General features: G+C 73.4%; 31 protein-coding genes and 1 pseudogene. 11 read left to right on the top strand and 21 right to left on the bottom strand.

Annotated features, from left to right (window positions below):
* Positions 1-11: 11 nt before the first annotated feature.
* The 5 genes from JT723_RS13850 to JT723_RS13870 form a co-directional block, all read right to left on the bottom strand.
* Complete coding sequence (locus tag JT723_RS13850; protein WP_205044897.1) at positions 12-227, bottom strand: helix-turn-helix transcriptional regulator; 216 nt, start codon at positions 225-227, stop codon at positions 12-14.
* 95 nt (positions 228-322) lie between these two features.
* Positions 323-769, bottom strand: a complete 447-nt coding sequence (locus JT723_RS13855; RefSeq protein ID WP_205044898.1) for a hypothetical protein — start codon at positions 767-769, stop codon at positions 323-325.
* Between the two features lie 34 nt (positions 770-803).
* The gene (locus JT723_RS13860; RefSeq protein WP_205044899.1) at positions 804-1,382 is read right to left on the bottom strand and encodes a GNAT family N-acetyltransferase; all 579 of its coding nucleotides are present in this window, start codon (positions 1,380-1,382) and stop codon (positions 804-806) included.
* Positions 1,383-1,392: 10 nt separating this feature from the next.
* A complete protein-coding gene (locus JT723_RS13865) occupies positions 1,393-1,947 on the bottom strand; it encodes a GNAT family N-acetyltransferase (RefSeq protein ID WP_205044900.1) in 555 nt (184 codons plus the stop codon).
* A gap of 163 nt (positions 1,948-2,110) precedes the next feature.
* Positions 2,111-3,538, bottom strand: coding sequence for a multicopper oxidase family protein (locus JT723_RS13870; protein ID WP_251513129.1), 1,428 nt, complete (start codon positions 3,536-3,538; stop codon positions 2,111-2,113).
* Positions 3,539-3,908: 370 nt separating this feature from the next.
* On the opposite strand from JT723_RS13870, the gene JT723_RS13875 reads away from it, so the two are divergent.
* Together JT723_RS13875 and ligD are read left to right on the top strand one after the other, a co-directional pair.
* Positions 3,909-4,580 carry a DNA polymerase ligase N-terminal domain-containing protein gene (locus tag JT723_RS13875; protein ID WP_205044902.1) on the top strand — a complete coding sequence of 224 codons (672 nt, stop codon included), beginning with the start codon at positions 3,909-3,911 and terminating at the stop codon, positions 4,578-4,580.
* 34 nt (positions 4,581-4,614) lie between these two features.
* Positions 4,615-5,532: a non-homologous end-joining DNA ligase gene (gene ligD, locus JT723_RS13880; RefSeq protein ID WP_205044903.1), complete on the top strand. Its 918-nt coding sequence runs from the start codon at positions 4,615-4,617 to the stop codon at positions 5,530-5,532.
* 24 nt (positions 5,533-5,556) lie between these two features.
* Here ligD and JT723_RS13885 read toward each other — a convergent pair whose 3' ends face one another.
* On the bottom strand, positions 5,557-6,663 hold the full coding sequence (locus tag JT723_RS13885; protein WP_205044904.1) for a carboxylate-amine ligase: 1,107 nt from the start codon (positions 6,661-6,663) through the stop codon (positions 5,557-5,559).
* 40 nt (positions 6,664-6,703) lie between these two features.
* A complete protein-coding gene (locus JT723_RS13890) occupies positions 6,704-8,176 on the bottom strand; it encodes an aminotransferase class I/II-fold pyridoxal phosphate-dependent enzyme (RefSeq protein ID WP_205044905.1) in 1,473 nt (490 codons plus the stop codon).
* Positions 8,177-8,316: 140 nt separating this feature from the next.
* Here JT723_RS13890 and JT723_RS13895 point away from each other — a divergent pair, with 140 nt between their 5' ends.
* On the top strand, positions 8,317-9,384 hold the full coding sequence (locus tag JT723_RS13895; RefSeq protein ID WP_205044906.1) for an SDR family oxidoreductase: 1,068 nt from the start codon (positions 8,317-8,319) through the stop codon (positions 9,382-9,384).
* A gap of 577 nt (positions 9,385-9,961) precedes the next feature.
* Here the strand turns inward: JT723_RS13895 and JT723_RS13900 are convergent.
* Together JT723_RS13900 and JT723_RS13905 are read right to left on the bottom strand one after the other, a co-directional pair.
* Positions 9,962-10,171 carry a hypothetical protein gene (locus JT723_RS13900; protein ID WP_205044907.1) on the bottom strand — a complete coding sequence of 70 codons (210 nt, stop codon included), beginning with the start codon at positions 10,169-10,171 and terminating at the stop codon, positions 9,962-9,964.
* 190 nt (positions 10,172-10,361) lie between these two features.
* Entirely contained in the window at positions 10,362-10,616 is a 255-nt protein-coding gene (locus JT723_RS13905) for a hypothetical protein (protein ID WP_205044908.1), read from the bottom strand.
* A 267-nt stretch (positions 10,617-10,883) separates the two neighbouring features.
* Between JT723_RS13905 and JT723_RS13910 the strand changes: the two genes are divergently transcribed.
* Entirely contained in the window at positions 10,884-11,339 is a 456-nt protein-coding gene (locus JT723_RS13910) for a hypothetical protein (RefSeq protein ID WP_205044909.1), read from the top strand.
* A gap of 67 nt (positions 11,340-11,406) precedes the next feature.
* Here the strand turns inward: JT723_RS13910 and JT723_RS13915 are convergent, their stop codons facing one another.
* Complete coding sequence (locus JT723_RS13915) at positions 11,407-13,263, bottom strand: cholesterol oxidase substrate-binding domain-containing protein (protein ID WP_205044910.1); 1,857 nt, start codon at positions 13,261-13,263, stop codon at positions 11,407-11,409.
* A gap of 39 nt (positions 13,264-13,302) precedes the next feature.
* On the opposite strand from JT723_RS13915, the gene JT723_RS13920 reads away from it, so the two are divergent.
* The 3 genes from JT723_RS13920 to JT723_RS13930 all read left to right on the top strand — a co-directional run bounded on the left by JT723_RS13920 (position 13,303) and on the right by JT723_RS13930 (position 15,602).
* Positions 13,303-13,923 (top strand): L-threonylcarbamoyladenylate synthase, encoded by a 621-nt coding sequence (locus tag JT723_RS13920; protein WP_205044911.1) that lies wholly within the window; start codon positions 13,303-13,305, stop codon positions 13,921-13,923.
* A gap of 98 nt (positions 13,924-14,021) precedes the next feature.
* A complete protein-coding gene (locus JT723_RS13925; RefSeq protein ID WP_205044912.1) occupies positions 14,022-14,192 on the top strand; it encodes a DUF5670 family protein in 171 nt (56 codons plus the stop codon).
* 186 nt (positions 14,193-14,378) lie between these two features.
* Complete coding sequence (locus tag JT723_RS13930; protein WP_205045130.1) at positions 14,379-15,602, top strand: PP2C family protein-serine/threonine phosphatase; 1,224 nt, start codon at positions 14,379-14,381, stop codon at positions 15,600-15,602.
* 18 nt (positions 15,603-15,620) lie between these two features.
* Here the strand turns inward: JT723_RS13930 and JT723_RS13935 are convergent.
* Positions 15,621-16,159, bottom strand: a pseudogene (locus JT723_RS13935) (GNAT family N-acetyltransferase).
* A gap of 130 nt (positions 16,160-16,289) precedes the next feature.
* Here JT723_RS13935 and JT723_RS13940 point away from each other — a divergent pair.
* From JT723_RS13940 to JT723_RS13950, 3 genes are all read left to right on the top strand, one after another.
* Positions 16,290-16,613: a plasmid stabilization protein gene (locus JT723_RS13940; RefSeq protein WP_205044913.1), complete on the top strand. Its 324-nt coding sequence runs from the start codon at positions 16,290-16,292 to the stop codon at positions 16,611-16,613.
* A gap of 21 nt (positions 16,614-16,634) precedes the next feature.
* The gene (locus JT723_RS13945) at positions 16,635-17,675 is read left to right on the top strand and encodes an SDR family NAD(P)-dependent oxidoreductase (protein ID WP_240165597.1); all 1,041 of its coding nucleotides are present in this window, start codon (positions 16,635-16,637) and stop codon (positions 17,673-17,675) included.
* 79 nt (positions 17,676-17,754) lie between these two features.
* Positions 17,755-18,315 (top strand): type 1 glutamine amidotransferase domain-containing protein, encoded by a 561-nt coding sequence (locus tag JT723_RS13950; RefSeq protein WP_205044914.1) that lies wholly within the window; start codon positions 17,755-17,757, stop codon positions 18,313-18,315.
* 11 nt (positions 18,316-18,326) lie between these two features.
* Here JT723_RS13950 and JT723_RS13955 read toward each other — a convergent pair whose 3' ends face one another.
* Genes JT723_RS13955 through gvpO form a run of 10 tightly spaced genes read right to left on the bottom strand, consistent with a single transcriptional unit; the run spans position 18,327 to position 23,511 of the window.
* Complete coding sequence (locus JT723_RS13955) at positions 18,327-18,611, bottom strand: gas vesicle protein K (RefSeq protein WP_205044915.1); 285 nt, start codon at positions 18,609-18,611, stop codon at positions 18,327-18,329.
* Entirely contained in the window at positions 18,608-18,838 is a 231-nt protein-coding gene (locus JT723_RS13960) for a gas vesicle protein (RefSeq protein WP_205044916.1), read from the bottom strand. Before JT723_RS13960 ends, JT723_RS13955 begins: the two co-directional genes overlap by 4 nt.
* Positions 18,835-19,683 carry a GvpL/GvpF family gas vesicle protein gene (locus JT723_RS13965; protein WP_240165598.1) on the bottom strand — a complete coding sequence of 283 codons (849 nt, stop codon included), beginning with the start codon at positions 19,681-19,683 and terminating at the stop codon, positions 18,835-18,837. The genes JT723_RS13960 and JT723_RS13965 overlap by 4 nt, the downstream gene beginning before the upstream one ends.
* Complete coding sequence (locus tag JT723_RS13970; RefSeq protein WP_205044917.1) at positions 19,680-20,036, bottom strand: gas vesicle protein; 357 nt, start codon at positions 20,034-20,036, stop codon at positions 19,680-19,682. Before JT723_RS13970 ends, JT723_RS13965 begins: the two co-directional genes overlap by 4 nt.
* Positions 20,033-21,094, bottom strand: coding sequence for an SRPBCC family protein (locus tag JT723_RS13975; RefSeq protein WP_205044918.1), 1,062 nt, complete (start codon positions 21,092-21,094; stop codon positions 20,033-20,035). Before JT723_RS13975 ends, JT723_RS13970 begins: the two co-directional genes overlap by 4 nt.
* Before the next feature lie 6 nt (positions 21,095-21,100).
* A complete protein-coding gene (locus JT723_RS13980; protein ID WP_205044919.1) occupies positions 21,101-21,682 on the bottom strand; it encodes a hypothetical protein in 582 nt (193 codons plus the stop codon).
* Positions 21,683-21,710: 28 nt separating this feature from the next.
* Positions 21,711-21,950: a gas vesicle protein GvpG gene (locus JT723_RS13985; RefSeq protein ID WP_205044920.1), complete on the bottom strand. Its 240-nt coding sequence runs from the start codon at positions 21,948-21,950 to the stop codon at positions 21,711-21,713.
* Position 21,951: 1 nt separating this feature from the next.
* Positions 21,952-22,680 (bottom strand): GvpL/GvpF family gas vesicle protein, encoded by a 729-nt coding sequence (locus JT723_RS13990; protein WP_205044921.1) that lies wholly within the window; start codon positions 22,678-22,680, stop codon positions 21,952-21,954.
* A gap of 6 nt (positions 22,681-22,686) precedes the next feature.
* Entirely contained in the window at positions 22,687-23,133 is a 447-nt protein-coding gene (gene gvpJ / locus JT723_RS13995; RefSeq protein ID WP_205044922.1) for a gas vesicle protein GvpJ, read from the bottom strand.
* Between the two features lie 54 nt (positions 23,134-23,187).
* Entirely contained in the window at positions 23,188-23,511 is a 324-nt protein-coding gene (gene gvpO, locus JT723_RS14000) for a gas vesicle protein GvpO (RefSeq protein WP_205044923.1), read from the bottom strand.
* 103 nt (positions 23,512-23,614) lie between these two features.
* Between gvpO and JT723_RS14005 the strand changes: the two genes are divergently transcribed.
* Complete coding sequence (locus JT723_RS14005; protein WP_205044924.1) at positions 23,615-24,160, top strand: cysteine hydrolase family protein; 546 nt, start codon at positions 23,615-23,617, stop codon at positions 24,158-24,160.
* Positions 24,161-24,165 lie beyond the last annotated feature (5 nt).

The raw sequence follows: 24,165 nt of genomic DNA on the forward strand, positions 1-24,165 counted from the left end.
GACGCGAACCGCTACCGGGCCGAAGAGGTACCGGCCCGGTAGCGGTTCGCGCGGATCTCGTCGTGGTGGTCGCAGACCCAGCCGATCAGCTGCATGACGATCTCGTGCAGGCCGCGGCCGAGCGGGGTCAGGGTGTACTGGGCCGGCGGGGATCCTCGCCCTCGTCGGCAGGAGGGCGGCGACGGCGCCTTCCTGATGACCACCGGCGCCACCGCCGTGCGCCCCATGCCCTACTGGAGCGGCGTCGGCCCGCTGATGGCCGCGGCCCGCAACTGCCGGCCGGCTGACGGGCGGGCGGGCGGGCGGGCGGGCGGGCGGCGGATCAGGCCTTGTGCTTGTCGAGTTCGGCCGCCACGGCGTGGATGGCGCCGCGCCCTTCCAGGGTCATGCTCGCGCCGTCCGCCATGGTGATGGTGACCGGCTGCCAGCTCTTGCCGCCCTCCACCTTGATGGACGCGATGTTCTCGTACGGGACCTGCCCCAGGTGCTTGCCGACCCGGTTGAGCATCGGGTCGGCGGTCCACACGTGCAGGGCGCTGCTTCCGGCGCCGAACACGACTGCCGCGTCGAGCGGGACGCCCGTCTGCTCGGTGATCTTCTTCGCCGACGAACGGGCGGCGGGCCGGGCGACCAGGTAGTTGCCGAGCGGTGTCAGCATGCGGGCCGGGCTGAGGCTGGTGTTGACCCGCGCGTAGGCCGCAGCGGTGATCGTCTCGTCACCGAGCTGCCCGCTCAGAACTTCGGCCAGCTCAGCGTCTTTTGCGTACATGGTCGCCCTCTCGGTTGCGGATCGCCCCAGGAGGCTACCGCAGGCCCGAGTCTGACTCACCGTCACCGTACTGGTCGCGGTGCGGGGACGCCGGCGGGCGCCTGCCGAGCCACTGCTCCGCGTCCCAGGCGCGGAAGCGCTCCACCTCGGTGAAGCCGAGCTTGGCCGCCAGACGCATCGAGGCGGTGTTCGCGGTCTGGGTGGCGAGCACCACCGGCTCGCCGGGCAGGACGCCGTCGAACCAGTCCAGTGCCGCAGAGCAGGCCTCGGCGGCGTAACCGAGCCCCCAGGCCCGCGGCAGGAACAGGTAGCCCAGGTCGGCACGGCCCGCGGCGGCCGGGCGGTGCTCGGCCGGCGCCCGCCGCAGCAGGATCTGGCCGATCATCTCCCCGTCCAGTTCGACGGCGAAGCTCCCGGGCCACTGCTCGGGCGCCGCGGGCAGCTCGCGCTCCAGCTCCTCGCGTGCGCGCGGGCCGCCGAGGTAGGTGTGCACCTCGGGGGAAGCCAGCAGTTCGACGAAGGCGGCACGGTCGCGGGCCTCGGGCCGGCGCAGCACCAGCCGCGCCGTCCTGATCGGTTCTGGCGGCCATATGACAGGGCTCAGTTCCGGCATGCGGGCCACGCTAGCGCGAAGTCCGCGGAGGTTCGGCCGTGTCGCCGAGGTTCCGCTCCCACAGCAGGTCGTCCCGCCAGCTCCCGTCGATGAAGATCGAGGAGTGCGCGATGCCGTAGGGGCTGAACCCGTTGCGGCGCAGCACCTGATGCGACGCCAGGTTCTCCAGGCGGGTGGCCGCCTCGGCGCGGCGCAGTCCGAGTTCGCCGGTCATCACCTGCAGCACGAGCCCGAGGGCGCGCCCCGCATGCCCGCGGTTCTGGGCCGCGCCGGCGATCCAGTAGCCGACGGTGCCGCGGCGCATGTGCGGCTCCGGCCGGATGTCCAGGACGGTGACCTGCCCGATCACCTGACCGTCCGCGAGGACCACCCCCGGCCAGGAGGAACCGGCCCGGTATCGGGCCAGCAGCGTCTCGATCCGCTCGGCCTGGCCTTCGGGGGTCAGGAAGCCGGCCGGCCGTTCCGGCTCCCACCGCCGCAGGGCCTCGGCGTCCCGCGTCCTGTGCGCGGCGATCCGGACGGCGTCGGCGGGCTCTATCAGGCGGATCCTGGTGCTGCCGGGCATGGCCTGCTCCTCGTTCGCGGTGCGCGGGACGGCCCGGCCGGCTTACGAACGCCCGCCCGTGCGCCCGGCCGGAAGCGCGGCAGGGCCGGAGTGGACCACGGCCGGCGGGGCGCCTCGGGACACCCCGCCGGCCGTGCGCTTGCGGTACGCGCCGCCGTACGGCTCAGACGACCTGCATCTGCGCCATCATGCCCATCGACGCGTGGTCGAACAGGTGGCAGTGGTAGAGGTAGACACCGCGGTAACCGGTGAAGGTGGCCTGCAGTTTCACCGTCTCGCCGGCCCGCAGGAAGACCGTGTCCTTCAGACCGGTCTCGGCGCCCTCGGTGACCGGCACACCGCCGCGTTCCAGCACCCGGAACATCACCAGGTGGATGTGGAAGTTGTGCGGTGCGATCTTGTTGTCGTTGGTGACGGTCCAGATCTCCGTGGTGCCGTAGTCGATCGTGGTGTCGATGCGGTCGGGGTCGTACTCCTTGCCGTTGATGTACGCCCACGCCGGCTCCTGCGACGACTCGTCCATCAGCAGGCTGAAGGAGCGCTCGACGGTGGCGGGCCGCAGCGCGGGCAGGGTGCGCAGCTTCGCCGGGACGACGCTGTGGTCCCGCTCGGTGCGGGTGACGCGGAACTGCAGGACCTGGTTGACGTCGGGCGGCGTCCCGGGGGCCTGGGTGATGACGTTCCTCAGTTCCAGTTCCGTGCCGACCGGGTAGCGCGAGAAGTCGACCACGATGTCGGCGCGCTCACCGGGCGAGAGCAGCACCGAAGTGGTGACGTACGGCTCGGCCAGCAGGCCGCCGTCGGTGCCGATGAGGGTGAAGGGCGAGCCGTCGCCGAGGGCGAACTGGAAGCTGCGCAGGTTGGCGGTGTTGTAGATACGGAAGCGGTACTTGCGCGCGGCGACCTCGAAGTACGGCCACGCCTTGCCGTTGGCGAGGACCACCTGGCGGTTGAAGAAGTCGTCCATCTCGAAGTGCAGCTGGCCGTCGGCGTCGAAGCGGGCGTCGCGCACCGAGATGGGGATGTCGTACTTCCCCGACGGCAGGCCGAGCCGCGCCTCGACCTGGTCCCGCAGGATGTAGGTCCCGGTCAGGCCGCGGTAGACGGTCTCGGACTCGATGTGGTGGGCATGGTCGTGGAACCACAGGTTGGCGTGCGTCTGCTCGTTGGGGTACGTGTACGTCTTGGTGCCGCCGCCGGGGGCTATCAGGTCCATCGGGCCGCCGTCGCTGGACGAGGGCACGTGCGCGCCGTGCAGGTGGACCGAGGTGGGGACGTCGAGCTTGTTGGTCTGCTCGATGACCACCCGCCGGCCCGACCAGGCGTCGATGACCGGACCGGGGAAGCTCCCGTTGAAGGTGTTGACCTTGGTCTGGAAGCCCGGGATGACCTCCTTGTAGGCCTCCGCCATGGTCATCCGGTAGTAGTCGGTCGTGAACGACACACGGCGGGGGCGCTGGTGGGGCAGCACCGGCATCTTGAGGACGTATTTGGCGATGCTTCCCGGGTCGATGCCCGTGGCGGTCGTGGCGCCGCTCGTCGTCGGCGCGGGCGCCGCGGCGCTGCTCGGCGAAGCGGAGAGCAGGAGCACGCCTGCGCCGGTAGCACTCGCGGCACCCGTCGCCGCCACAGCGCCGCCCAGCAGTAATGACCTGCGCTTGATCACAGACTCCCCCAGGTGAGGACGGTGGGCGGCACACGGTCCATGCGCCGCACGGTCGGCGACCACGGGAGCCGAACGTGTTTACGAAGATCGTTTCCGCGGCCGACGACAGTGTGCGACAAGTGACTTGTGGGCCAGTTGGTGCCGGACAGGTGTCCGGCAGGGGCGCCCCGTACCGCCGCCGCCCGCGCGTCCGCCGGCCGTATCCGCCGCGGTGCCCGGCGGTGCCGCTGTGCTGGGCGGATATCCGCCGGGGTTGCGGGTACGCGCGGGGAGAGCCGGTGAAAGGAGGCACGCCATGGCCCCCCGCGACGCGCTGGCGGAGTACCGACGCCGGCGGGACTTCTCGAAGTCCCGCGAGCCCTCGGGCCGCGGCGAGGAGAGCGGTGCGCTGGAGACCGGCGGTGCGCCCGAGGGCGGCGGTGCCTCCTTCGTGGTGCAGATCCACGACGCCTCCACCCTGCACTTCGACTTCCGGCTGGAGGCCGACGGGGTGCTGAAGTCGTGGGCGGTGCCCAAAGGCCCCTCCGACGACCCGCACGACAAGCGGCTCGCGATGCCGACCGAGGACCACCCGCTGGACTACCGCGCCTTCGAGGGCGCCATCACCCGCGGCGAGTACGGCGCCGGCACGGTCATCGTCTGGGACGAGGGCACCTACGAGAACCTGACCGCGGACCGGCGCGGCCGTCCGCTCACGCTCGCCGAGGGAGTCGGACGCGGCCATGTGTCCTTCCGGCTCGCGGGCCGCAAGCTGCACGGCGGCTACTCGCTGACCCGCTTCCGCGGTTCCGGCGACGAAGGCGGGCGCGAGGCGTGGCTGCTGGTCAAGCGCGCGGACGCCCAGGCGGGCCGGCACCCCACCCCCGACCCGCACCGCGCCCGGTCCGCGCTCAGCGGCCGCACCCTCGGGCAGATGCGGGCGGCGGCGGAGGCGGGCGAGGCAGACACCTGGACCCGTACGGACTGACGCGCGGACCGGGAGGCTGCGAGGGAGGCCGACGATGAGTGCTGCGACCTACGAGACGGTACGGGCGGGCCGCCGGAGCGTGCGGATCAGCCGCCCGGGCAAGGTGCTCTTCCCCGCTGACGGCCTGACGAAGGCCGACGTGGCGGCGTACTACAAGACCGTGGCCCCGCGGATGCTGCCGCAGGTGCGCGGCCGGCCGCTCACGCTGGAGCGGCACCCCGACGGCATCGACGGCCCGGGCTTCATGCAGAAGGACACCCCTGACCACGTACCGGACTGGGTGCGCAGGGCCGAACTGCCCAAGGAGGGCGGCACGGTCACCTACACCGTCTGCGACGACACCGCGACGCTGGTCCACCTCGCCGGGCAGGCGTGCGTGACGCTGCACCGCTTCCTGTCCCGCGCGGACCGGGCGGACCACCCGGACCGCCTGGTCTTCGACCTCGACCCGCCGGACACGGCTTTCGAGCCGGTGCGGGACGCGGCACGGCGGGTGCGGGGACTGCTGGACGAGCTGGAGCTGCCCTCGACGGTGATGACGACCGGCTCGCGCGGGCTCCACGTCCTGGTCGCGCTGGACGGCAGGGCCGCGGTGGACGACGTCCGGGCCTTCGCACGTGACGCGGCGGACCTGCTGGCCGCCCGCCACCCGCGCACCCTCACCGCCGAGCCGCGCAAGGCCGCCCGCCGTGGCCGCCTCTACCTCGATGTGCAGCGCAACGCGTACGGCCAGACGTCGGTGGCCCCCTACGCGCTCCGCTCCCTGGCAGGCGCCCCCGTCGCTGCCCCGCTGACCTGGGACGACGTGGACGACCCCGAGGTGAGTGCCCGCCGCTGGACGCTCGCCGACGCCGACGCGCTGGCCGCGGCCGACCCCTGGCGGGACGCCCCGCGCCCCCGCTCGCTCGGCCCCGCGCGCCGCCGCCTCGACGCCCTGCTGCGGGAGCGCTGAGCCGGCTCGGGACGTACCCGGTCTTCACGGCGTGCCCGGCCCCGGCGCGATCAGGTCGAGCAGCCCTTCCGTGCCGGCCTTCGCGAAGACGGCGCGCTGGCGGGCGGCCCCGGTGCCCGCGTCCAGGATGCGCCCGACGCCCTCGGTGACCCGCTGCTCGTCGCCGAGGTCGCCCAGCGCGGGCGTCAGGTGGTCGAGCAGCGCGCCCACGGCGTCCGCCGCGGGAACGGGTACGCACCGCCGGGGGTCGACCAGCGTGCCGTCCAGGCCGTGCCGGGCCGCGTGCCAGGAGGCGGCGTCGAGCACCCCGGGCGGCGGGTCCAGGGGCCGCACTCCCCTGCGGGCCTGCCGCAGCCCGGTCACCACCAGGGCGCGGGCGACGCCGGCGAGGGTGACGGCGGTGTCCACGTCCAGTTGCACGTCGGCGGCGCGGACCTCCAGCGTCGGGTACTCCTCGGAGAGCCGGGCGTGCCAGTACAGCTGGTGCCGGTCGGGTATGACGCCGGTGGCCAGCAGCGCCCGCACGTGCCGGTCGTAGCCCGCGGCGTCCGCGGTGAAGGGCGGCGGCCCGCTGACCGGCCAGCGCCCGAAGACCACGGTCCGCCAGCTGGCGTACCCGGTGTCGCCGCCCTGCCAGTACGGCGAGTTGGCGGCCAGCGCGATCAGCACCGGCAGCCAGGGCCGCAGCCGCCCCAGCGCCGCCGCGCCGGCCGCCCGGTCCGGCACCGCGACATGGACGTGCATCCCGGCGATCAGCTGCTCCTCGACGAGCTGCGCGGCGTCGACCCGCATCTCCCGGTAGCGCCGCTCGCGGGTGACGGGCACCTCGGACGCCGCTGTCAGCGGTGCGGCGCCGGTGGCCGCCAGCCGGCATCCGGCCTCCTGCGTGGGCGCGGCCAGCGCCTGGCGCAGCCGGGCGAGGTGACCGGTGACCTCGTCGAGCCCGGTGCAGACGGGAGTGGCGACCTCCACGAGCGCCTGCAGCAGTTCGTTGTCGACCTCGCCGCGCCGCAGGACGGGTTCGTAGCGCGCCGCGGCCTGTACGCGGGCGGCCCGCGGCACGGGCAGCCCGGTGTCCTGGTCGAGCAGGACGTACTCCTCCTCCACCCCGAGTGTTGCAGCAGTCCTCATACGGCCCGGCTACCCGGCCTGAGCCGGATCACCGCACCGCTCAGCCGTGCTTCTCGACCAGCACCCGCACGGTCCGTGCCGACGGGTCGGCCGCGTCCGGCACGACCATGCCCGCCGCGACGCCGGACCGCAGGTAGTCCACGACGGCCGGGTTCAGCCGCTCGCCGGGGAGCGCGGCGGGGATGCCGGGCGGGTAGGGGGTGAGCATCTCGGCGGCGATACGGCCCGCCGCCTCGCCGCAGGGCACCTGCTCGACGTGGCCGAAGAAGGCGTCACGCGGCGAGACGGCCTGGTCGAGCCGCAGCTCTGCGGGGCTCGGCAGCGCCACCTCGGGCGCGGGGCGCAGGTCCCCGGTGTGCGCGGTCAGGTCGCACAGGGCGTGCACCAGCCGCTCCGCGGTGGTGTCGTCGTCGGCGTGGGTGAGCTGGGCGCTGATCCTGCGGTGGTCGGCGACGTGCAGGTTGATCCTGTGGTGCTGCCTGAGCCAGTCGGCGGCGTCGTATCCGCTCACGCCGAGCGCGGTGACCTCGACGAAGACCTGGAGGGTGTCCATGTCGGCGGCGCGGCCCGGGCCGCAGAAGTCGTCGCGCCCGTTGACGTGCAGGCCGTCGATGCCGGCGATACGTACCCGGGTGCGGTCGGCGAGCGCGAGCGCCTCGTCGTACAGCTCGCGGCCCTGCTCGACCATCTGCCGCCGCCAGCCGTCGAGGCCCGCGTAGAGCAGCACCGAGGGACTGGTCGTGCCGAGCAGGTCGGCCCGGGCGGCCAGCGTCTCGGGGGTGATGCGGTCGCCCTGGAGGTGGAAGACCGAGCCCTGCTCCAGCCCTGAGCCCATCTTGTGCACGGAGGTGACGCACACGTCCGCCCCCGCGTCCATCGCCCAGGTCGGCAGCCCCGGGTGGAAGGGCAGGTGGGCGCCCCACGCCTCGTCCACCACGACGGGCAGGCCGCGCTCGTGCGCGACCCGGACGATCCCGCCGAGGTCGGCGCACGTGCCGTACGGCGTGGGGCTGGTGACCAGCAGGCCGCTCGCGTCCGGGTGCTCTTCGAGGCGGGCGGCGAAGGCCTGCGGGCTCGGCGGGTGGGCGAGGTGGCGTTCTGCGTCCCACTGCGGGTCCACCCAGACCGGTCGGATCCCGGCGAGGATCAGCCCGGCGATGACGGACTTGTGGGCGTCCCTGCCGATCAGCAGCTCCTCGTGCGGCCGGGCGACCGCGAGCATCGCGGCCTTCACGGACAGCGAGCTGCCGCAGGTGGAGAAGAAGGTGTGCTCGGCGCCCACCGCGTCGGCCATCAGCTGCTGCGCGCGCTCCAGCACCCCGCCGGTCGAGCGCCGGTCGTCGAGACCGGCCACGGCCAGCACGTCGGCGGCGAAGACGGCGTCCCCCAGCACCGCCCGCACCCGCGGGTCCGCGCCGCGGCCCTGCTTGTGGCCCGGCGGGGTGAAGGGGAACTGCCCTTCGCGGTGGTAGGCGGCGAGGGCGTCCAGGACGGGCGCCACGGAATGGTCCATAGCGGGCGGTTGCCCCGCCCGGGAGTGCGGTACTCCCGGTGGCCCCCGGATGGCCGGCCCCCGCAGGCCGTGCATGCCGCCCCGCGGAGCGGGCAGCCGTCAGCCACACCGCTTTCCCTACCCGGACAGGACGTGTGGCCATGAGCGAGGCATCGAACGGCGACGAGGCGGCAGGCGGCCGGCCGGAGGCGGCGGGTCCCACGGTGGTGGTGACCGGCGCCAGCGGCGGCATCGGGCGGGCGACGGTACGTGAGTTCGCCCGGCGCGGCGCCCGGATCGGGCTGCTGGCGCGGGGCCGCGCGGGACTTGAGGCGGCGGCGGCCGAGGTGCGGGAGCTGGGCGGGCAGGCGCTGGCGGTGCCGACCGACGTGGCCGACGCCGCGGCGGTCACGGCGGCGGCAGACGCGGTCGAGGCGGCGTTCGGGCCGCTCGACGTGTGGGTGAACGTGGCCTTCACCTCGGTGTTCGCCGAGTTCACCGACATCACTCCGGAGGAGTTCCGGCGGGTGACGGACGTGGCGTATCTGGGGTACGTCAACGGCACGCGCGAGGCGCTGGCCCGGATGCTGCCGCGCGACCGCGGGAGCATCGTGCAGGTCGGCTCGGCGCTCGGGGAGCGGTCGATCCCGCTCCAGTCGGCCTACTGCGGCGCCAAGCACGCCGTGAACGGCTTCACGTCGTCGGTCCGCACCGAGCTGATGCACCGCGGCAGCAACGTGCACATCACGGTGGTGCAGATGCCCGCGGTCAACACGCCGCAGTTCTCCTGGGTGCTGTCCCGGCTGCCGCGGCACCCGCAGCCGGTGCCGCCGATCTACCAGCCGGAGGTGGCCGCCAGGGCGGTCGTCCACGCGGCGGCGCACCCGCGGCGCAGGCAGTACTCGGTGGGCGCGTCCACGGTCGCGACGGTCCTGGGCAACAAGGCGGCGGCGGGGCTGCTGGACCGCTACCTGGCGCGTACCGGCTACGACTCGCAGCAGACCGCGGAGCCGGTGCCGACCGGCCGGCCGCACAACCTGTGGCGGCCGGTGGACCGGCTGGGCGGCGGCCGCGACTTCGGTGCGCACGGCGCCTTCGACGAGGTCTCCCACGCGCGCTCGCCGCAGGCCCTCGCCGCCCGCCATCCGGCGGCGCTCACGGCGGCCGCCGCCGCGGCCGGCTTGACGCTGGCCGCGGCGGCGGTGGCGGCGGGTCGCCGCAAGGGGTGAGGGTCAGGCGAGGTCGCTGCGGTCCCAGTTCCAGCCGCCCTCGCCGGAGTCCCAGTTCTTGACCGGGGCGGCGATTCCGCTGCCGGTGCTGGTGAAGGTCCACAGGGCGGCGTGGTAGTCGCTGTTGTCGTGTCGGTCACCTTCGCCGACAGCGTCACCGTGCCGGACAGGATGTCACCGGCTGAGGGTGCCGTCACGGTGGAGACCGCGGGGGTGGGCGCCGGGTCGTCGACGACGTTGTCCGCGCGGACCGGCTTGAACGTCCCGTAGCCGCTGAAGTAGGGGTAGGGGACCTGCCGGTAGTGCACACCGGAGCCGGTGAACTCATAGGCCCAGTAGCGGGTCTGGGAGGAGTCGGTCCAGCCGGCGAACAGCGCGATGTGGCCCGGCTGACCGGGGTGACGGACATACGTGTCTCCTGACGGCATGGGTGTGCTGCGACGGTGTGCTGGCAGGGGCGCGCATGGGTGCGCGTGGGTGTGCGCCGACGGTGCGCGAGCGGGGCGGGGGCGCGTGAACGTATCGACGTGCGCGGGTGGGTGTGAGCAGGCGGGCGGGCGGCGCGGCCCGCGGCGGGTCAGTCCCAGATCATGTTCTGCGGGTCCACGGTCCCCGGGTCGCCGGTCTCCACCGGGGCGGGGTCGGCCGTACCGTCCGCGGTGACGTGCACCACGGCGGTGCGCGACGCGGCCGGGGCGGTGAGGTGTGCGGCGGCCGGGGCCAGCAGGGCGGCGCCCAGGGCGAGGGTGGCGACCGCGGCGGCACGGGAGGTGCGGATACGCGACATGACGGGTCCTTGTCCGATCACGAGGGAGTGGGTGTCGTCCCGGACCGCGTCCCGCGGTGACGCCGGGTCCGGTGTGCCGCCCGGGCTGTCGCCCTTGCGGCACCCACTACCTTTCCCGCAGGTCAGACCGAGTGGAAGGGCTGACGGGTGGCCACCAGCGGCCGTGGACGGTTCCGTCCCTGACGGCTGATCACCCGTCGAGGCCGAACCGCAGCAGCGGCACCTGCGCGTCCGTCACGCCCCAGCCGCTCAGCTCCGGCCGGGCGTAGAGCACGTGCCGGCACAGGTCCGCCGCCCGCTGCTCGGCGTCCTCAAGGCGGTCCGCGAGCAGGTAGACACCCAGCACGGGGGTGGCCGACGCGGGCCGGTGCACAACGACGTGTTCGACGGAGTCGGCCTGCCGGGCCGCGTCGACGATCCAGGAGGGCGCCTGGATCGGCAGCAAGGCGCCTTCTCGGTGTCGGAGGTGCACATGGACGAGGTACATGAACCGATCATTCCATCGCGGCAATTCAGGCACAAACACGGCTTCCTGGACACTTCCGGCCATGGCCTAAAGAGGCCAGCGATTCCTGATTGCATCGAACGGAATTCCCGTTGCCTGCGTTGCATATTGAGGGCCGGAACAATCAGGTTGTTCATCTCGGCCGGGGGGCCTGCCGTGCTAAGCACCGTTGGACTTGATGCTGCGTCAGAGGCTGTGTACAGGAGGATGCTCGCCAGTCCCGGATCCGGTGTTCGCGAGCTGCAGGAGGAACTCGGCATTTCCGAGGAGGAGGTACGTTCCGCGCTGGACACCCTCAGCGAACTCGTCCTGGTGATCCCGTCCCAGGAGGGGGACGCCGGGCTGCAGGCGATCTCCCCCGACCTGGGCATGGAGGTGCTGCTGTCCCGGCAGCAGGCGGAACTCGCCGAGCAGCAGCGGCGGCTGGAGGTGTCGCGCCGTCTACCTGGACAGCGTCAGGAACAGCCCGCCGACGATGCGTTACGTCGAGTGGCTGACGGCGCAGGGAGCGCAGGTGCGGACGTTGCCCATGCGGCCCACCCGCGTGATCATCGTCGACCGTGCGCGTGCGGTGATCCCCGTCAGCAGCGACGACACGGCCGCCGGCGCTGTACTGCTCAGCGGACACGGCACGCTCACCGCGCTGTGCGCGCTGTCACATGAAGTTCACCGGCCCGGCCGCGGCGGAGTCCTGCGTCCGTGAATTCCCGCTTTCCCGCCGCGCCCTCTCTCACCGCAGCAGTGCGTCGAGAAAGGCGCTGGACAGCACCCGGTGGGGGTCGAGCCGGTCGAGGACCGCGACCGCCTCGTCCCAGCCGGGTCCGCCCCCGGCCCGCTGGCTGGCGGGAACAGCCTGCGTGAGGACGCCGGGGTCGGACCACGCGGCGCTGTCGGTGTAGGCCCAGCCCTTGGACCACTCCACCCGGACCGTCGCCCGGTCCCCGTCCAGGCTCAGCAGGAACTGCTCGATGTCGCGGTAGAAGCGGTGCAGGGCGGGCGTGGCCGGCAGGGAGAGGATGTCGAACCACACGGCGGTGTCGACGTCGGGCCGGTCGGGGCGGGGTCGCAGGGCGGACAGCAGCGGGGGCACGGCTCCTGGCACACCGCACACCGCCGGGTCCTCCAGCCCGGTCACCCGGATCTCCACCTGCCCGTTGACCGGGTATTCGCCGCGGGCCGCGTACTGCGCGAGCAGCGTGCGGTAGAAGTCGGCGAACTGGCTGACGGCCCACTGAAGGTCGGCGCGGCGGACGAGGACGGCGTAACCGTTCGCGGTCTCCCGCAAGGTGGTGGGCCGCACGTACTCCAGCAGGTTGCGGGAGGCGCCCCACAGGTCGGAGCGCAGGCCGTCCGCGAGCAGGTGGGTGAGGACGTCGCCGGTGAGCACGTCCCGCACCAGGGTCCCCGACAGCAGGACGTCGGTGATGTCGCCGGTCAGGGCGACCTTGGCCAGCAGGTACTGGACCTGCCCGAAGAGCGGCGCGCTCGCCCAGGCCCCGGACACCAGGCTCCCGGCCAGTCGCGCCACCGGCTCGGGCAGGGAGTCGGAGAAGGGGTAGTTGTACGGCCCGGTGACCGCGCGGGCCGCCGGCGGGCGGTTCGGGGTGACGGCCCAGGTCTTCAGCCAGGGCCTGTCGGTGAAGGCGAACCAGATCGCCTCCACCCGCCCGGTGGCGTCCACGAAGCCGGCCAGCGTCCGGGTACCGGCCGGCGCTCCTGGCGCCGCGAACAGTTCGGCGGCCGGGATGTCCAGGTAGGAGCGGCAGCGCAGGTTGCTGTCGGCGCCCACCCGCAGCACGGTCTCGATGACGAGCGCCCGCCCGAGGTGGGTGAGCAGCGCACCGCAGTCGGCCTCGGCCCGGCCCACGGTCCGCAGCACGTAGCGGCCCGCGGCACCGTCCCAGACGACCGCGGTCAGCTCGGTGACCAGGTTGCTCAGCGACCCGTGGCCCTGACCGGGTGACGGGCTCTCACCGGCGGCGGGGACGGCCGTGCCGTGCGCGCCGATCGCCAGTGCGCCGCCCACCGACAGGTCACCGGGCGCCGGGGCGGAGGTGACCCCGTATCCGGCGGCGCCGGCGAAGGCGAGCACCGCCTCCAGCGACGCGCCCGCCTGGACCCGGACCGCCGCCGACCCGTCGGCCGCCTGCCCCTCCAGGGACATCGCGGTCAGGTGAGCGGTGGTGTCCAGCAGCACGACGTCGGCCGCGGCGGGGGTGCCGTCGGCCACCGTGAGGGGCGCCCAGCCGTGCCGCATGCCTTGCGCGCGTACCGTCCAGCCGGCGCCGTAGGCCCAGTTGACGACGTCGATCACCTCCTGCGGGCTGCGCGGGGCGCAGGTCCACAGCTGGTCGGTGCGGATCTCGCCGGCCCAGTTCTCGTACACGCGCTGGAAGAGGTCGAGCCCCGCCGGGAAGCCGGGCGGCGGCGCCGAGGCCGCCGCGGCGGCGCCCGGCCGCACCAGTGCGCGCAGCAGCCACACCGCGCCGCCGGCCGCGGCCGACGACGCGAGCAGCGTGCGCCGCGGCAGTCCGCCGCCCGCCGCCGGGTCCACGCCCCTGCCCCCGTCCGAGGGATCGTCAGCCATCTCCGCCGCCCTTCCCCGCACCGCCCCTAGGCTTGCCTGATGGCACGATACTTCGACGTACACCCGGAAAACCCCCAGCCGCGCGTCATCAGCGCGGTCGCGGACGGCATCAGGTCCGGTGCGCTCGCCGCGTACCCGACGGACTCCTGCTACGCGCTCGGCTGCCGGCTGGGCAATCGTGACGGCATCGACCGCATCCGCTCGATCCGCAACCTCGACGACCGGCACCACTTCACCCTGGTGTGCCAGAACTTCGCGCAGCTCGGGCAGTTCGTGCAGGTCGACAACGCCGTCTTCCGCGCCGTCAAGGCGGCCACGCCCGGCAGCTACACGTTCATCCTGCCGGCGACGAAGGAAGTGCCGCGCCAGCTGCTGCACCCCAAGAAGAGGACGGTGGGTGTCCGCATCCCCGACCACGTCGTGACGCAGGCGCTGCTCGCCGAGCTGGGCGAACCGCTGGTGTCCAGCACCCTGCTGCTGCCCGACGAGGCCGAGCCGATGACGCAGGGCTGGGAGATCAAGGAACGCCTCGACCACGTGGTGGACGTCGTGGTCGACTCCGGCGACTGCGGCACCGAGCCCACCACGGTCGTGGACTTCTCCGGCGGCGAGGCCGAGGTCCTGCGCCGCGGTGCGGGCGACCTCACCCGCTTCGAGTAGGCAGGCCCGCCGACACCGCTGCCCGCGGGGCCGGCGGCACGAAGGCCGTGCATACGGGCGCGGACCGGGGGCAGACGGCTGCGTGGAGGTTGATATCCATGGGACCGTTGCTCGTTGTCCTACTGCTCGCACTGCTTCTGTTCGGTGCGGGATTCGCGCTCCATCTTCTGTGGTGGATCGCCGTGGTGGTACTCGTCCTGTGGCTGCTGGGGTTCTTCGCCCGCGGCACCCACACCAGCGGCCGCCGCGGCCGCTGGTATCGCTGGTAGCACCGGCCTCGAACGGTCGGCGGGGTGGTGGCGGCACAGCGGTGCGGCCGCCACCCCGCCGCCGTCCGGGGCACGGCCTCAGACCCTGGATGCCGCTTGTGTGGTTGTCTGGAAGGGAAGGGCCGGAGCCGGTACGGACGTCAGGGGCGCAGCGTGGTCCAGGGCAGGGACGCGGGCGGGCGGGCGATGCTCGCCGGTCTGCTGGACGCCAGCCACCTGATGCCGCTGGAGGCACTCGCGGACAAGACCGCTGAGCACGTCGGTGCTGCGGGGTTCACCGAGGTGCTCATCTACGTCGCGGACCTCACGGCCACGGGCCTGCATCTGCTGGAGGGCCGCGGCGGCGCGGGAGCGGGGGCGGAGCCGGACATCAGGATCGAGGGCACCGCGGCCGGACGCGCCTTCCAGTACGGCAGGCCGGTGGCTGCCGCGCCGGCCGACGCGGGCGGAGCCCACTGGTGGGTGCCGCTGGTCGACGGCACCGAGCGGGTGGGGGTGCTGCGGGTGCGGTCGGTGCACGACGACGACCGCGCACGGCAGGACGCGAACCGGCTGGCCGCGCTGCTTGCACTGATCATCGTCGGCAAGCAGGAGTCCAGCGACACCCTGGCCCGGCTGGTGCGGAACCGGCCGATGACCGTCGCCGCAGAGATGCAGTGGAATCTCATGCCGCAGCGCACCTACGCCGACGGGCGGGTCGTGATCGCCGCGTCCATGGAGCCCGCCTACGAGATCAGCGGCGACGCCTACGAATACGCCCTGGACGGGCCGCTCGCCCATCTGACGATCTTCGACGCGATGGGTCACGACACCGCCGCGGGCCTGTGCGCCGGGCTGGCGGTGGGTGCCTGCCGCAACGCCCGGCGGCAGGGCGAGGACCTGATCGCCAAGGGCGACGCGGTCGAGGCCGCGCTGATCGAGCAGTACGGCCAGGAGCGCTACGTCACGGGCATCCTGGCCACCCTCGACACCCGGACCGGCATGCTCAGCTGGGTCAACCGCGGGCACCTGCCGCCGATCCTCATCCGCGACAACCGCTGGACGAGCCATCTGCGCTGCACGCCCGGCCACCCCATGGGCACCGACCTGGGTCTGCCCGCCACGGTCTGCCACGAGCAGCTGCAGCCCGGCGACCGCGTCGTGCTCTTCACCGACGGCATCACCGAGGCCCGCCGACCGGGCGGCGCCGAGTTCGGCCGGGACCGCTTCACCGAATTCCTCATACGCCACCACGCCGACGGCCTCCCGCTGCCGGAGACGCTGCGCCGGCTGGTCCATGCGGTTCTGGAGTACCACGAGGGGCAGCTGCAGGACGACGCCACGGTCCTGATGTGCGAGTGGCTGGGCGCCTCGGGCGACACCGGGACCGCGGCGTCGCTGACCGGCCTTCCCGACGAGCCGGGGTTCTGACCGCGGGGGCCGGTGCGGTCAGCTGCCTGCCGCGTAGCAGCGCACGGTCACGGTCTGCCCGGGGCCCCACCACTGCTCGACGGTGTCGAGCAGCTCCCAGCCGAGCCGCTCGTAGAGGGCCACCGCCGCACCGTCGGATTCCACGACGTCCAGTACGGGGTGCAGGCCGCGCTCACGGGCCTCCGCGCCTGCGCCATCAGCAGCGCGCCGAGGCCGTGGCCGCGTGCGGCCGGCGCGACGAAGAGCCGGCCGACCACCGCGGCCTGGTCGGCGCGCACGCCCTCGCGGCGGCTCCACAGGGCGGCTGCCGCGTCGCCCGCCTCACTGCGGGACAGCCCGGCATGGCCGACGACCCGGCCGTCCAGTTCCGCGACCCAGGCCGCCAGCTGCGCGGACGGGGCCAGCCAGCGGGCCGGGCGGTCCGGCCAGTTCACCGGGTAGCCGTCGCGGGTGTGGACCTCCGCGAGCGCGGCGACGCAGGCGTCGAGGTCGGCGTCGGTCCTGCGGCGGACCGTGCGCCCTGGGCTGGCGGCTTTCGGGACGTTGTCGCTGCTCATCCGCCCCAGTAAACACCGCACCCCGGGTTCCCGGGACGCGCCGGGAGGGCTGTGCGTACGCGGTACTGCACTGGGCAGGCGAAGGGGACGGCCGGGAAAGGCCGGGGAAAGCCCCAGGAAGGCGGCCACCATGCCCAGAGGATCGAGTGCCAAGCGCGAGCGGCAGTACGAGCACATCAAGGACAGCGCCAAGCAGCGCGGCGAGTCCGAGAAGCGCGCCGAGGAGATCGCCGCGCGCACGGTGAACAAGGAGCGGGCGCGCTCGGGTGAGTCGAAGACCGCGAGCCGCACCTCGACGAAGGACATGTCCTCGTCCCGGCGCGGCGGGCAGCGCTCCCACTCCGGGTCGCAGGGTCCGACGAAGGACCAGCTCTACAACGAGGCCAAGCAGCGCAATCTCAAGGGCCGCTCCCAGATGAGCAAGGCCGAGTTGAGCAGGGCGCTCGGCCACTGAGGAGCACCGGGAGGACTTGTCATGCTCAGCATGTTGGCCCCGGCCGGGACGAGGTCCCTGGACGGGCTCTCCGCGGTGGTCACGGGTGGTTCGCGCGGGCTCGGGCTGCTGATCGCCGAGCAGCTGGTCGCGCGGGGCTGCGCCGTGACGATCGCGGCGCGTGACGGGGACGAGCTGGACAGGGCGCGCGAGTACCTGACGCGCGACCGGGCCGGCGCCGCCGTGCGGACTGCTCGGTGCGACGTGGCCGACCGCGGGCAGATGACCGCCCTGATGCAGGACGCGGCACTGGCACAGGGCGGCCTGGACGTGGTCGTGGCGAACGCGGGCATCATCCAGGTCGCGCCGCTCGACGCGCTCGGGCCGCGGGACTTCGCGTCGGCGTCCGACACGATCTTCATGGGCGCGGTGCACACGGCGCTCGAGGCGCTGCCCCGGCTGCGCCGCAGCCCGGCAGGCGGCCGGCTCGCGCTGATCGGATCGGTGGGCGGGCTGGTGGCCGCACCGCATCTGCTGCCGTACTCGTGTGCGAAGTTCGCGGTGGCGGGGCTGGCCGACGGGCTGCACGCCGAGCTGGCCGGCAGCAGTGTCAGCGTCACGGCGGTGCACCCGGGTCTCATGAGGACCGGCTCGCATGTGGCGGCCGAGTTCGGCGGGCGGCAGCAGCAGGAGTTCGGGTGGTTCTCGGCCGCGGCCGGCAGCCCGCTGCTGTCGATGGACGCCCGCAGGGCCGCCTCGCGGATCGTCACGGCCGTGGAGCGCCGCAGGACCCGTCTGGTGCTCACGCCGGCCGCGAAGGCGGCCGACCTCGGCCGCGGAGTGGCGCCGGTCCTCACCACGCGGCTCACCGCGCTGATGGCCCGGGCACTGCCCTCCGCCCCGTTCGACGACCGGGTTCCCACGATGGCGCCGGGCCGTGAGGTGGAGGCGGCGGCGGAGGCGGACCTGCCGCCGGTGCTGCGCAGGCTCCGCTCGTGGGGCAGCGCCCTCAACGACCGCGCCTCGGCACGCCTCAACCAGCGCGGCGGCGCCCGCCGCGGCCCGCAGCGGGGCCTTGCCTGAGGCCGTCTGCGCATCCGCGCACATCACCTCGGCGGCGGCCTGGCCGCCTCCGGCCGCAGTACACGGAAGGTGACGACCCATGACCGGGAAAGATCTTCGGGGACGCAGGGTACTCACAGTGGTCACCAACTACGGAGTCGAGCAGGACGAGCTGGTCGTGCCCGTCGAACGCCTGCGGGGCGGCGGTGCACAGGTCGACGTGGCGGCCGTGTCCGACGAGCCGGTGCGGACGCTGGTCGGCGACAAGGATCCCGGGCGCGAGGTCGATCCGACCACGACCCTCGACCGGACCGACACCGCAGCGTACGACCTGCTGCTGGTGCCGGGCGGCGCGCTGAACGCCGACCGTCTGCGGATGGAGCCCGCGGCTGTCGAGGCGGTCCGCGCCTTCGCCGGCTCCGGCCGCCCGGTCGCGGCGATATGCCACGGCCCGTGGGCGCTGGTGGAGGCGGACGTGCTGCGCGGCAAGACGCTGACGTCGTACCCGTCCCTGCGAACGGACATCGGCAACGCCGGCGGGCACTGGGTGGACAGCCCCGTTGTCAGCGACGGTACGGACGGCTGGGCTCTGGTCACCTCCCGCAGGCCGGACGACCTGGACGACTTCCTGCGGGAGGTCGAAGCGGCCCTGGCCGGGTGAGGGGACGGCGTTCACCAGGGATGTTCCGCAAGCAGCGGCCCCAGCGGGCCGAGGTGGAGGTTGAGGTCCGCACGCCGCAGCTGGTGGTGGTCGCACAGGTCGTCCATGGCCGCGTCGAGCTGCATCAGGGCGGTGCCCAGGCGCTCCTCCTGCTCGGGAGTGAGGTCGGCCTGGTCGAGGCGGCGGACGGCCTGGCGTTCGAGGAGCTGACGGACCAGCTCGATCAGGGTGAGGACGAGGGAGACCAGGTCACGGGCTGCGTTCCCGGGGTCGAGGTCCACGCGGACGTCGCTCACAGCGGTCCTCCGTCGCTCCAGGGGGCGGGAACCCGTTCGCTGACCGAGGCCAGCAGGGCGTGCAGGGACAGCCGGACGAGCGGCACGTCGGCGATCGCGATGACCAGGTCGCCGCTGATGACCACGCCGGTGGCCAGGACCCGGTCGAGCAGGTCGACCAGCGGCACGCCGAGCGGCGCACCACTGTCAGGACCCAGCCAGGGGACGACGTCGCCGCCGGCGGTCACGGCTCCTCGCCAAGGCTCGTGAAGGAGTACGGCACCCAGGGTCCTGAAACCTCGACGTGCACGTCGAGTCCCGCGTGCGCGCCGCCGAGGGCGCGGACCGCGGCGACCAGGTCGGTGGCCCTGCTGTCGTCCACCAGGAAGGCCGCGTTGAGCACCTGGGGCCGGTCCTTGCCGGTGATCGCGGTGCCGTGCGGTGTCCGGCGTACGGCGGCCACCGCGTGGGCCGCGGCTGCCTCGTGGACACGCCCCGCCACGCGCAGGAGGGCCTCGTGGCGGGCTTGCCGGTCCCGCTCCCTGCCGCGTACCCGGGCGAGGTACGCGGCCCCCGCACCTGGCCGGCCGGGGGCCGCTGCGGGGTCCTTGCCGTCCGCGGCCGGCGGCGCGGGGGCGTGCTGCGCCACGTGGACCTTCACCGCCCACTCCGCCCGTCCTTCGACCCGGTCGAGCACATCGAGGATGCGGTCGCGCCGGTCGGCCAGGGCGGCGGACGCCCGTCCTGAGGCGGTGAAGAGGGTGGCCAGCGGCAGGGGTACGACGGCGCCACCCGCCGCGGCCGCGGTGATCACGGCGTGGTGGGCGCGCGCACAGCGCTCGAGTTCCAGCGGGTCGCCGAGCCGCCGGCGCAGCGCCTCCTGGGTGAAGTCCGCGGCCGGCACGTCCTGGACGACGGCCTGCAGGTCGCCGCCCGGGAGCGGCAGGAGGCCGACGGCTCCCCCGCCGGCATGGCCGGGTGTCAGCGCCGGTGCCTGCCGCCCGCCGGTCCGCAGGACCGCGAAGACGCATGTGGCCATGGCGCCGCCGCCGGAAGTGCCGGTACGGGGGTGCCCCACGTCGGTGGCCGTCATGCGCTCTCCTTGGCCCGGTTGCGCTTCGGGGTGCCGGGCGGCCGGCCCTCCAACTCGGCCACCCGGCCGCGCAGTTCCTCGTTCTCCCGGGCCAGGGCGCTCTGCGCGGCGCGGGAGGAGAGGGCGGGGTCGGTCTCCCACCAGTCGATGCCGGCCTTCTTGGCCGTCTCCACCGACGAGATGAACAACCGCAGCCGGATTGTGAGCAGTTCGATGTCCAGCAGGTCGATCTTGATGTCGCCCGCGATGACGATGCCCTTGTCGAGGATGCGTTCCAGGATGTCGGCGAGGTTCGCCGTGGACGGAGTCGGGCTGTAGGGGGCGGTGGCGCCAGGGTGGTCGAGCGCGCTCATCTGCGACCCCGCCGGCTCTTGCGCGGCTCGTTCTCGTCCTCGTCCTCTTCTTCCTCGTCCTCCGCGTCTTCCCCGTCCTCGTACTCCCCCTCCTCGGGCTCCTCGTCCCAGTCCTCGTCCTCCGGCCCCTCGTCCGCCTCGTCGTAGGCGTCCTCGTCCTCGTCGTAATCTTCGCCGTTCTCGCCGTTCTCGCCGTCCTCAGCGGCCTCGTCGTCCTCCAGGCCCTCCTCGTGGGAGCGGACGACCTCGCCGTCGCGGACCTCGCCGCGCCAGCCCTCCAACTCCTCGTCCGCGTGGAGGGTGATGTGCCGGCCGAAGTGCTTGAGGTCGAGGCGGAGCCGTCGGCCCTGTGCCCGCCACAGGTTGCCGGTCTTCTCGAAGAAGCCGGCGGGGCTGTACTCCACCACGACCAGGATCCGGGTCAGGTTCTGACCGAGTTCGTGGAAGCTCACGCAGCCCGTTGTGCTGCCCTTGGCGCCCTCCGACGTCCACACGATCCGCTCGTCGGGAATCTGCTCCTGGATGGTCGCCTTCCAACTGCGGCTGGAGGGGCCGACCTTGACATTCCACGTGGTCGTGGTGTCGTCCTCCTGCGAGACGCCGTGCACGCCCTTGGTGAAGCCGCTGAAGTCCTCGAACTGCGTCCACTGGTCGTACGCCGTGCGGAGCGGCACACCGACGTCGATGGACTCCACGATGTTGACGGCCTTGATGCCGCCGCCCTTGCCGCCTCCTCCGCCGCCGCCTCCGACGGCGTCCTTGACCTTGCCGACCACCGCGTCCTTGGCGTCCTTGGCCTTCTGGCCGACCGCCGCCTTGAGCGGTGAGTCGCCGTGCAGGACCCGGCTGCCGATGCCGAGCAGGCCGCCGCCCTTGCCGCCGTCCTCGCCGCCGCCCTTGCCCTCGGCGATGTCGGAGAGCCGGTCTGTCAGGTCCGACACCTTGTCGCTCGCCTTGTCGACCCACCCTTGCGTCACATCGCTCAGGAAGTGGCCGAACTCCTCGCGGAGGTCGTCCAGTCCGGTGGGGGCGCTCGGCTTCTCCTTCTGCCTGGCCATGTCCGCCTACCTCCCGCGCCGGTTCGTCGTGGACCGCGACCGGCTCGACGCGGTCTTCTTCGCCGCGGTCTTCTTCGCGGTCCTCTTGGCCGGGCCGGTCTTCCCTGACCGGGTCTTCTTCGCGGCAGACTTCTTGGCCGCCGCCTTCTTCGCGGGCGCCTTCTTCCGGCCCTTGGCGGGCGCCTGGCGGCGGTCCGACGAGTCCTGCGCCGCCTCCTCCTCGTCCTCCTCCTCCGCTTCGCCGGCCTCGTCCGCCTCGTCCTGCGGGGGCTCCCCCAGCAGGTCCTCGCGCCCGCGCTCGCGGAGCGTGTCGGCGAAGGCGGCGAAGCGCCGGTCGGCGGACGTGGACGCCGCGGCGCGTGCGGCGTCCAGGAGGTCCCCGCCGATCTGCTCGCGCAGCCCGGCCAGTTGGGGGCTCTCCCGCAGCTGGCGCAGTCCTTCCGCGGCGAGCGCCGCCGGTGTGAGTCCGAAACGGCGGCCGGCCAGGAAGGTGCCGATCGCGAAGGCCATCTTCGCCTTGCGCGTACGCCCGAGGACGTATCCGCCGGCCACTGCCGCGGCGATCGCGGCCCTGCACGTACTGTTCATCAACGAGCACCTTTCGCGGGGTGGGGCGTCATCTGCCGCCGGTCAGCGGGCGGTCGAGCAGGTCGAGCAGCCGTTCTTCCGCCGCCTCGAACCGCTCGTCGTCGATCTCGCCCTCGTCGTAGGCGCGGTGGAGGGCGGCGAGCCGCGCACGGAGCACGGCGGGGTCGTACATCTCGGCCTCCGCTGCGTCCTGCAGGACGCCGGCGATCCAGCTGACCCCCTGGACCGGGGCGAGCGGCAGGAAGAGCAGGCCCTTGAGTACGCCCATGTCAGGCCCCGGCGGGAGCGGGCAGCCCGGAGAAGCTGTAGCAGGGCAGGGGTCCGGTGAGCCGGAGTTCGGCGCGGTCGGCGAGCTTTTCCGCGGCGCTGTCGAAGGCCGCACGGCATGCGGCGACCCGGTCCGCGGCGACCAGGAAGGAGGCGTTGAGGACGCAGCCCGGTACGTCGGGGCCCGGCGCCACCTCGTCGGCCAATGCCGTGAGGGCCGCTGCCACCTGCTGCGCGGCCCCGGCGGCCCGCCGCCGCAGGCCGGCCATGACGGCCTCGCCGAGCCTGATGCTCACGTCGTATCCGGGACGCCGCCGGCTCTCCTGCTGCAGCCGCTGCAGGCGCGGGTCCGAGCGGACCAGGTCGGCGAGCCCCGCTTCCACCGGCGACGCCTTGAGATTCAGCTCGCAGCGGCCGGCCACCCGCTCCAGTGCCGACGTGTAGCCGGCGGCGTCGGCGTGCAGCCTTGCGGTCACCGCCGCCTCGTCGGCGACCACGACGCCGAAGCGGGTGGGCAGCAGCGGACCCGCGGCGGCCACCGCGAGCAGCACGCTCTGATGGGCCTGCACATACCTGCGGCGGGCGCGCAGGCCCTCGGGGGCGTCGCCGACCACGGCTGCCAGGTCCCCCGCGACGAGTTTGCGCACCTTGCCCGGGGGGTCGCCGACACCGCGGGCGTCGCGGGGGACGGGCACCTCGGCCCGTGTCACTCCGTACAGATAGATGCTCACGCGTGGTCAGCCTTCGTCGTCGCGGTGCCGGGAACGGGTCTTGCTTCCTGAGGACTTGGCGGAGCTGCGGCGCCTGGCCGGCTTGCGGTCCTCCTCCTCGTCGTCGTGTCCGTCGCTGATGCCGAGTGCGTCCTTGACCTTGCCGCCCACCGAGTGCGCGGCCTTCTTGGCGCCGGCGCGGCCCACGGAGCCGGCCCCGCCGAACAGCTCGGGGACGGTGCGGCTGGTGGAGTCGTGGTCGAGGTCCAGCCGGTTGCAGATCTCGGCGAAGCGCAGATAGGTGTCCACGCTCGCCACGACGATGCGGGCGTCGACCTTCAGGATCTCGATGCCGACCAGGGACACCCGGAGGAAGACATCGATGACGATGCCCCGGTCGAGGATGAGGTCCAGGACGTCGTAGAGGGTGCCCGCGCGGGGTGCGCAGACGACTTCATCGGCTATGACGGTCACGGCGGCACGCTTCTTTCGGTCGGGGGGACTCCCTGCGGAGCCCGCTCGGCTGGGTCATGCGTCGACGGCTCCCCGGCGGTAGCGGCGGACCCGGCGGTAGCCGCGGAGCGTGCCGTCACCGGCCAGGTCCACCTCGTAGGTCGCCAGCAGGCTCGTGGTGTCGGGGATCCGCGGGACCTCCACCACGTCCACGCACACGCGCCAGCCGTGGTCGTCGGCAGGTGCGACCTCGGAGCAGCCCTCGGCCGTGTGGCCGATCAGCTTGCTGAGGCCGCGGGCCGCACGCTGGGCGGCGTCCTCGGCGCCCTTGACCCGCGTGGAGCGGGTGCTGCCTGGGCGGGCGGCGGGCTTGGACGAGCGGGCACGTTGTTCTGCCATGCCCCCAGCCTCGGGTGCCCGGCGGCAACCCGCACACGCGAGTGGACCACCTGGGGGCACGGCCCCCGCGGCGGCGCCCGCCGGTCCGCGGCAGGATGGCGTCATGGAAGGTGGCAAGGCCTGCGCGCTCGTGGTGGTCGACATGATCAACACCTACGGCCATCCGGACGCGGACCTGCTGGTCGAGTCGGTGCGGGAGGTGCTGCCCGCCGTCACCCGTGCGCTGGCGGGCGCGCGTGGGCACGGCGTGGAGGTCATCTACGTCAACGACAACTTCGGGCGCTGGCGCTCGCACCACGACGAGCTGGTGGCCGCCGCGCTGGACGGCCCGCACGCGGAGCTGGTGGAGCCGCTGCTGCCCGACGAGGAGTCGCTCTTCGTGGTGAAGGCCCGTCACTCGGTCTTCTACCAGACGCCGCTCGAGTACCTGCTCCAGCAGCAGGGCATCGGCCACATCGTGCTGTGCGGCCAGGCCACCGAGCAGTGCGTGCTGTACTCGGCGCTGGACGCGCACATCAGGCACCTGGAGGTCACCGTGCTGCGCGACGCCGTCGCACACATCCACGCCGACCTGGCGGAGGCGGCGCTGCGGATGATGGAGCGCAACATGGGCGCGCGCCTGACCGCCGTCGACGACATGCGGTGGTGACCGCC

Source organism: Actinacidiphila bryophytorum, assembly GCF_016916835.1.
GTDB lineage: Bacteria > Actinomycetota > Actinomycetes > Streptomycetales > Streptomycetaceae > Actinacidiphila > Actinacidiphila bryophytorum.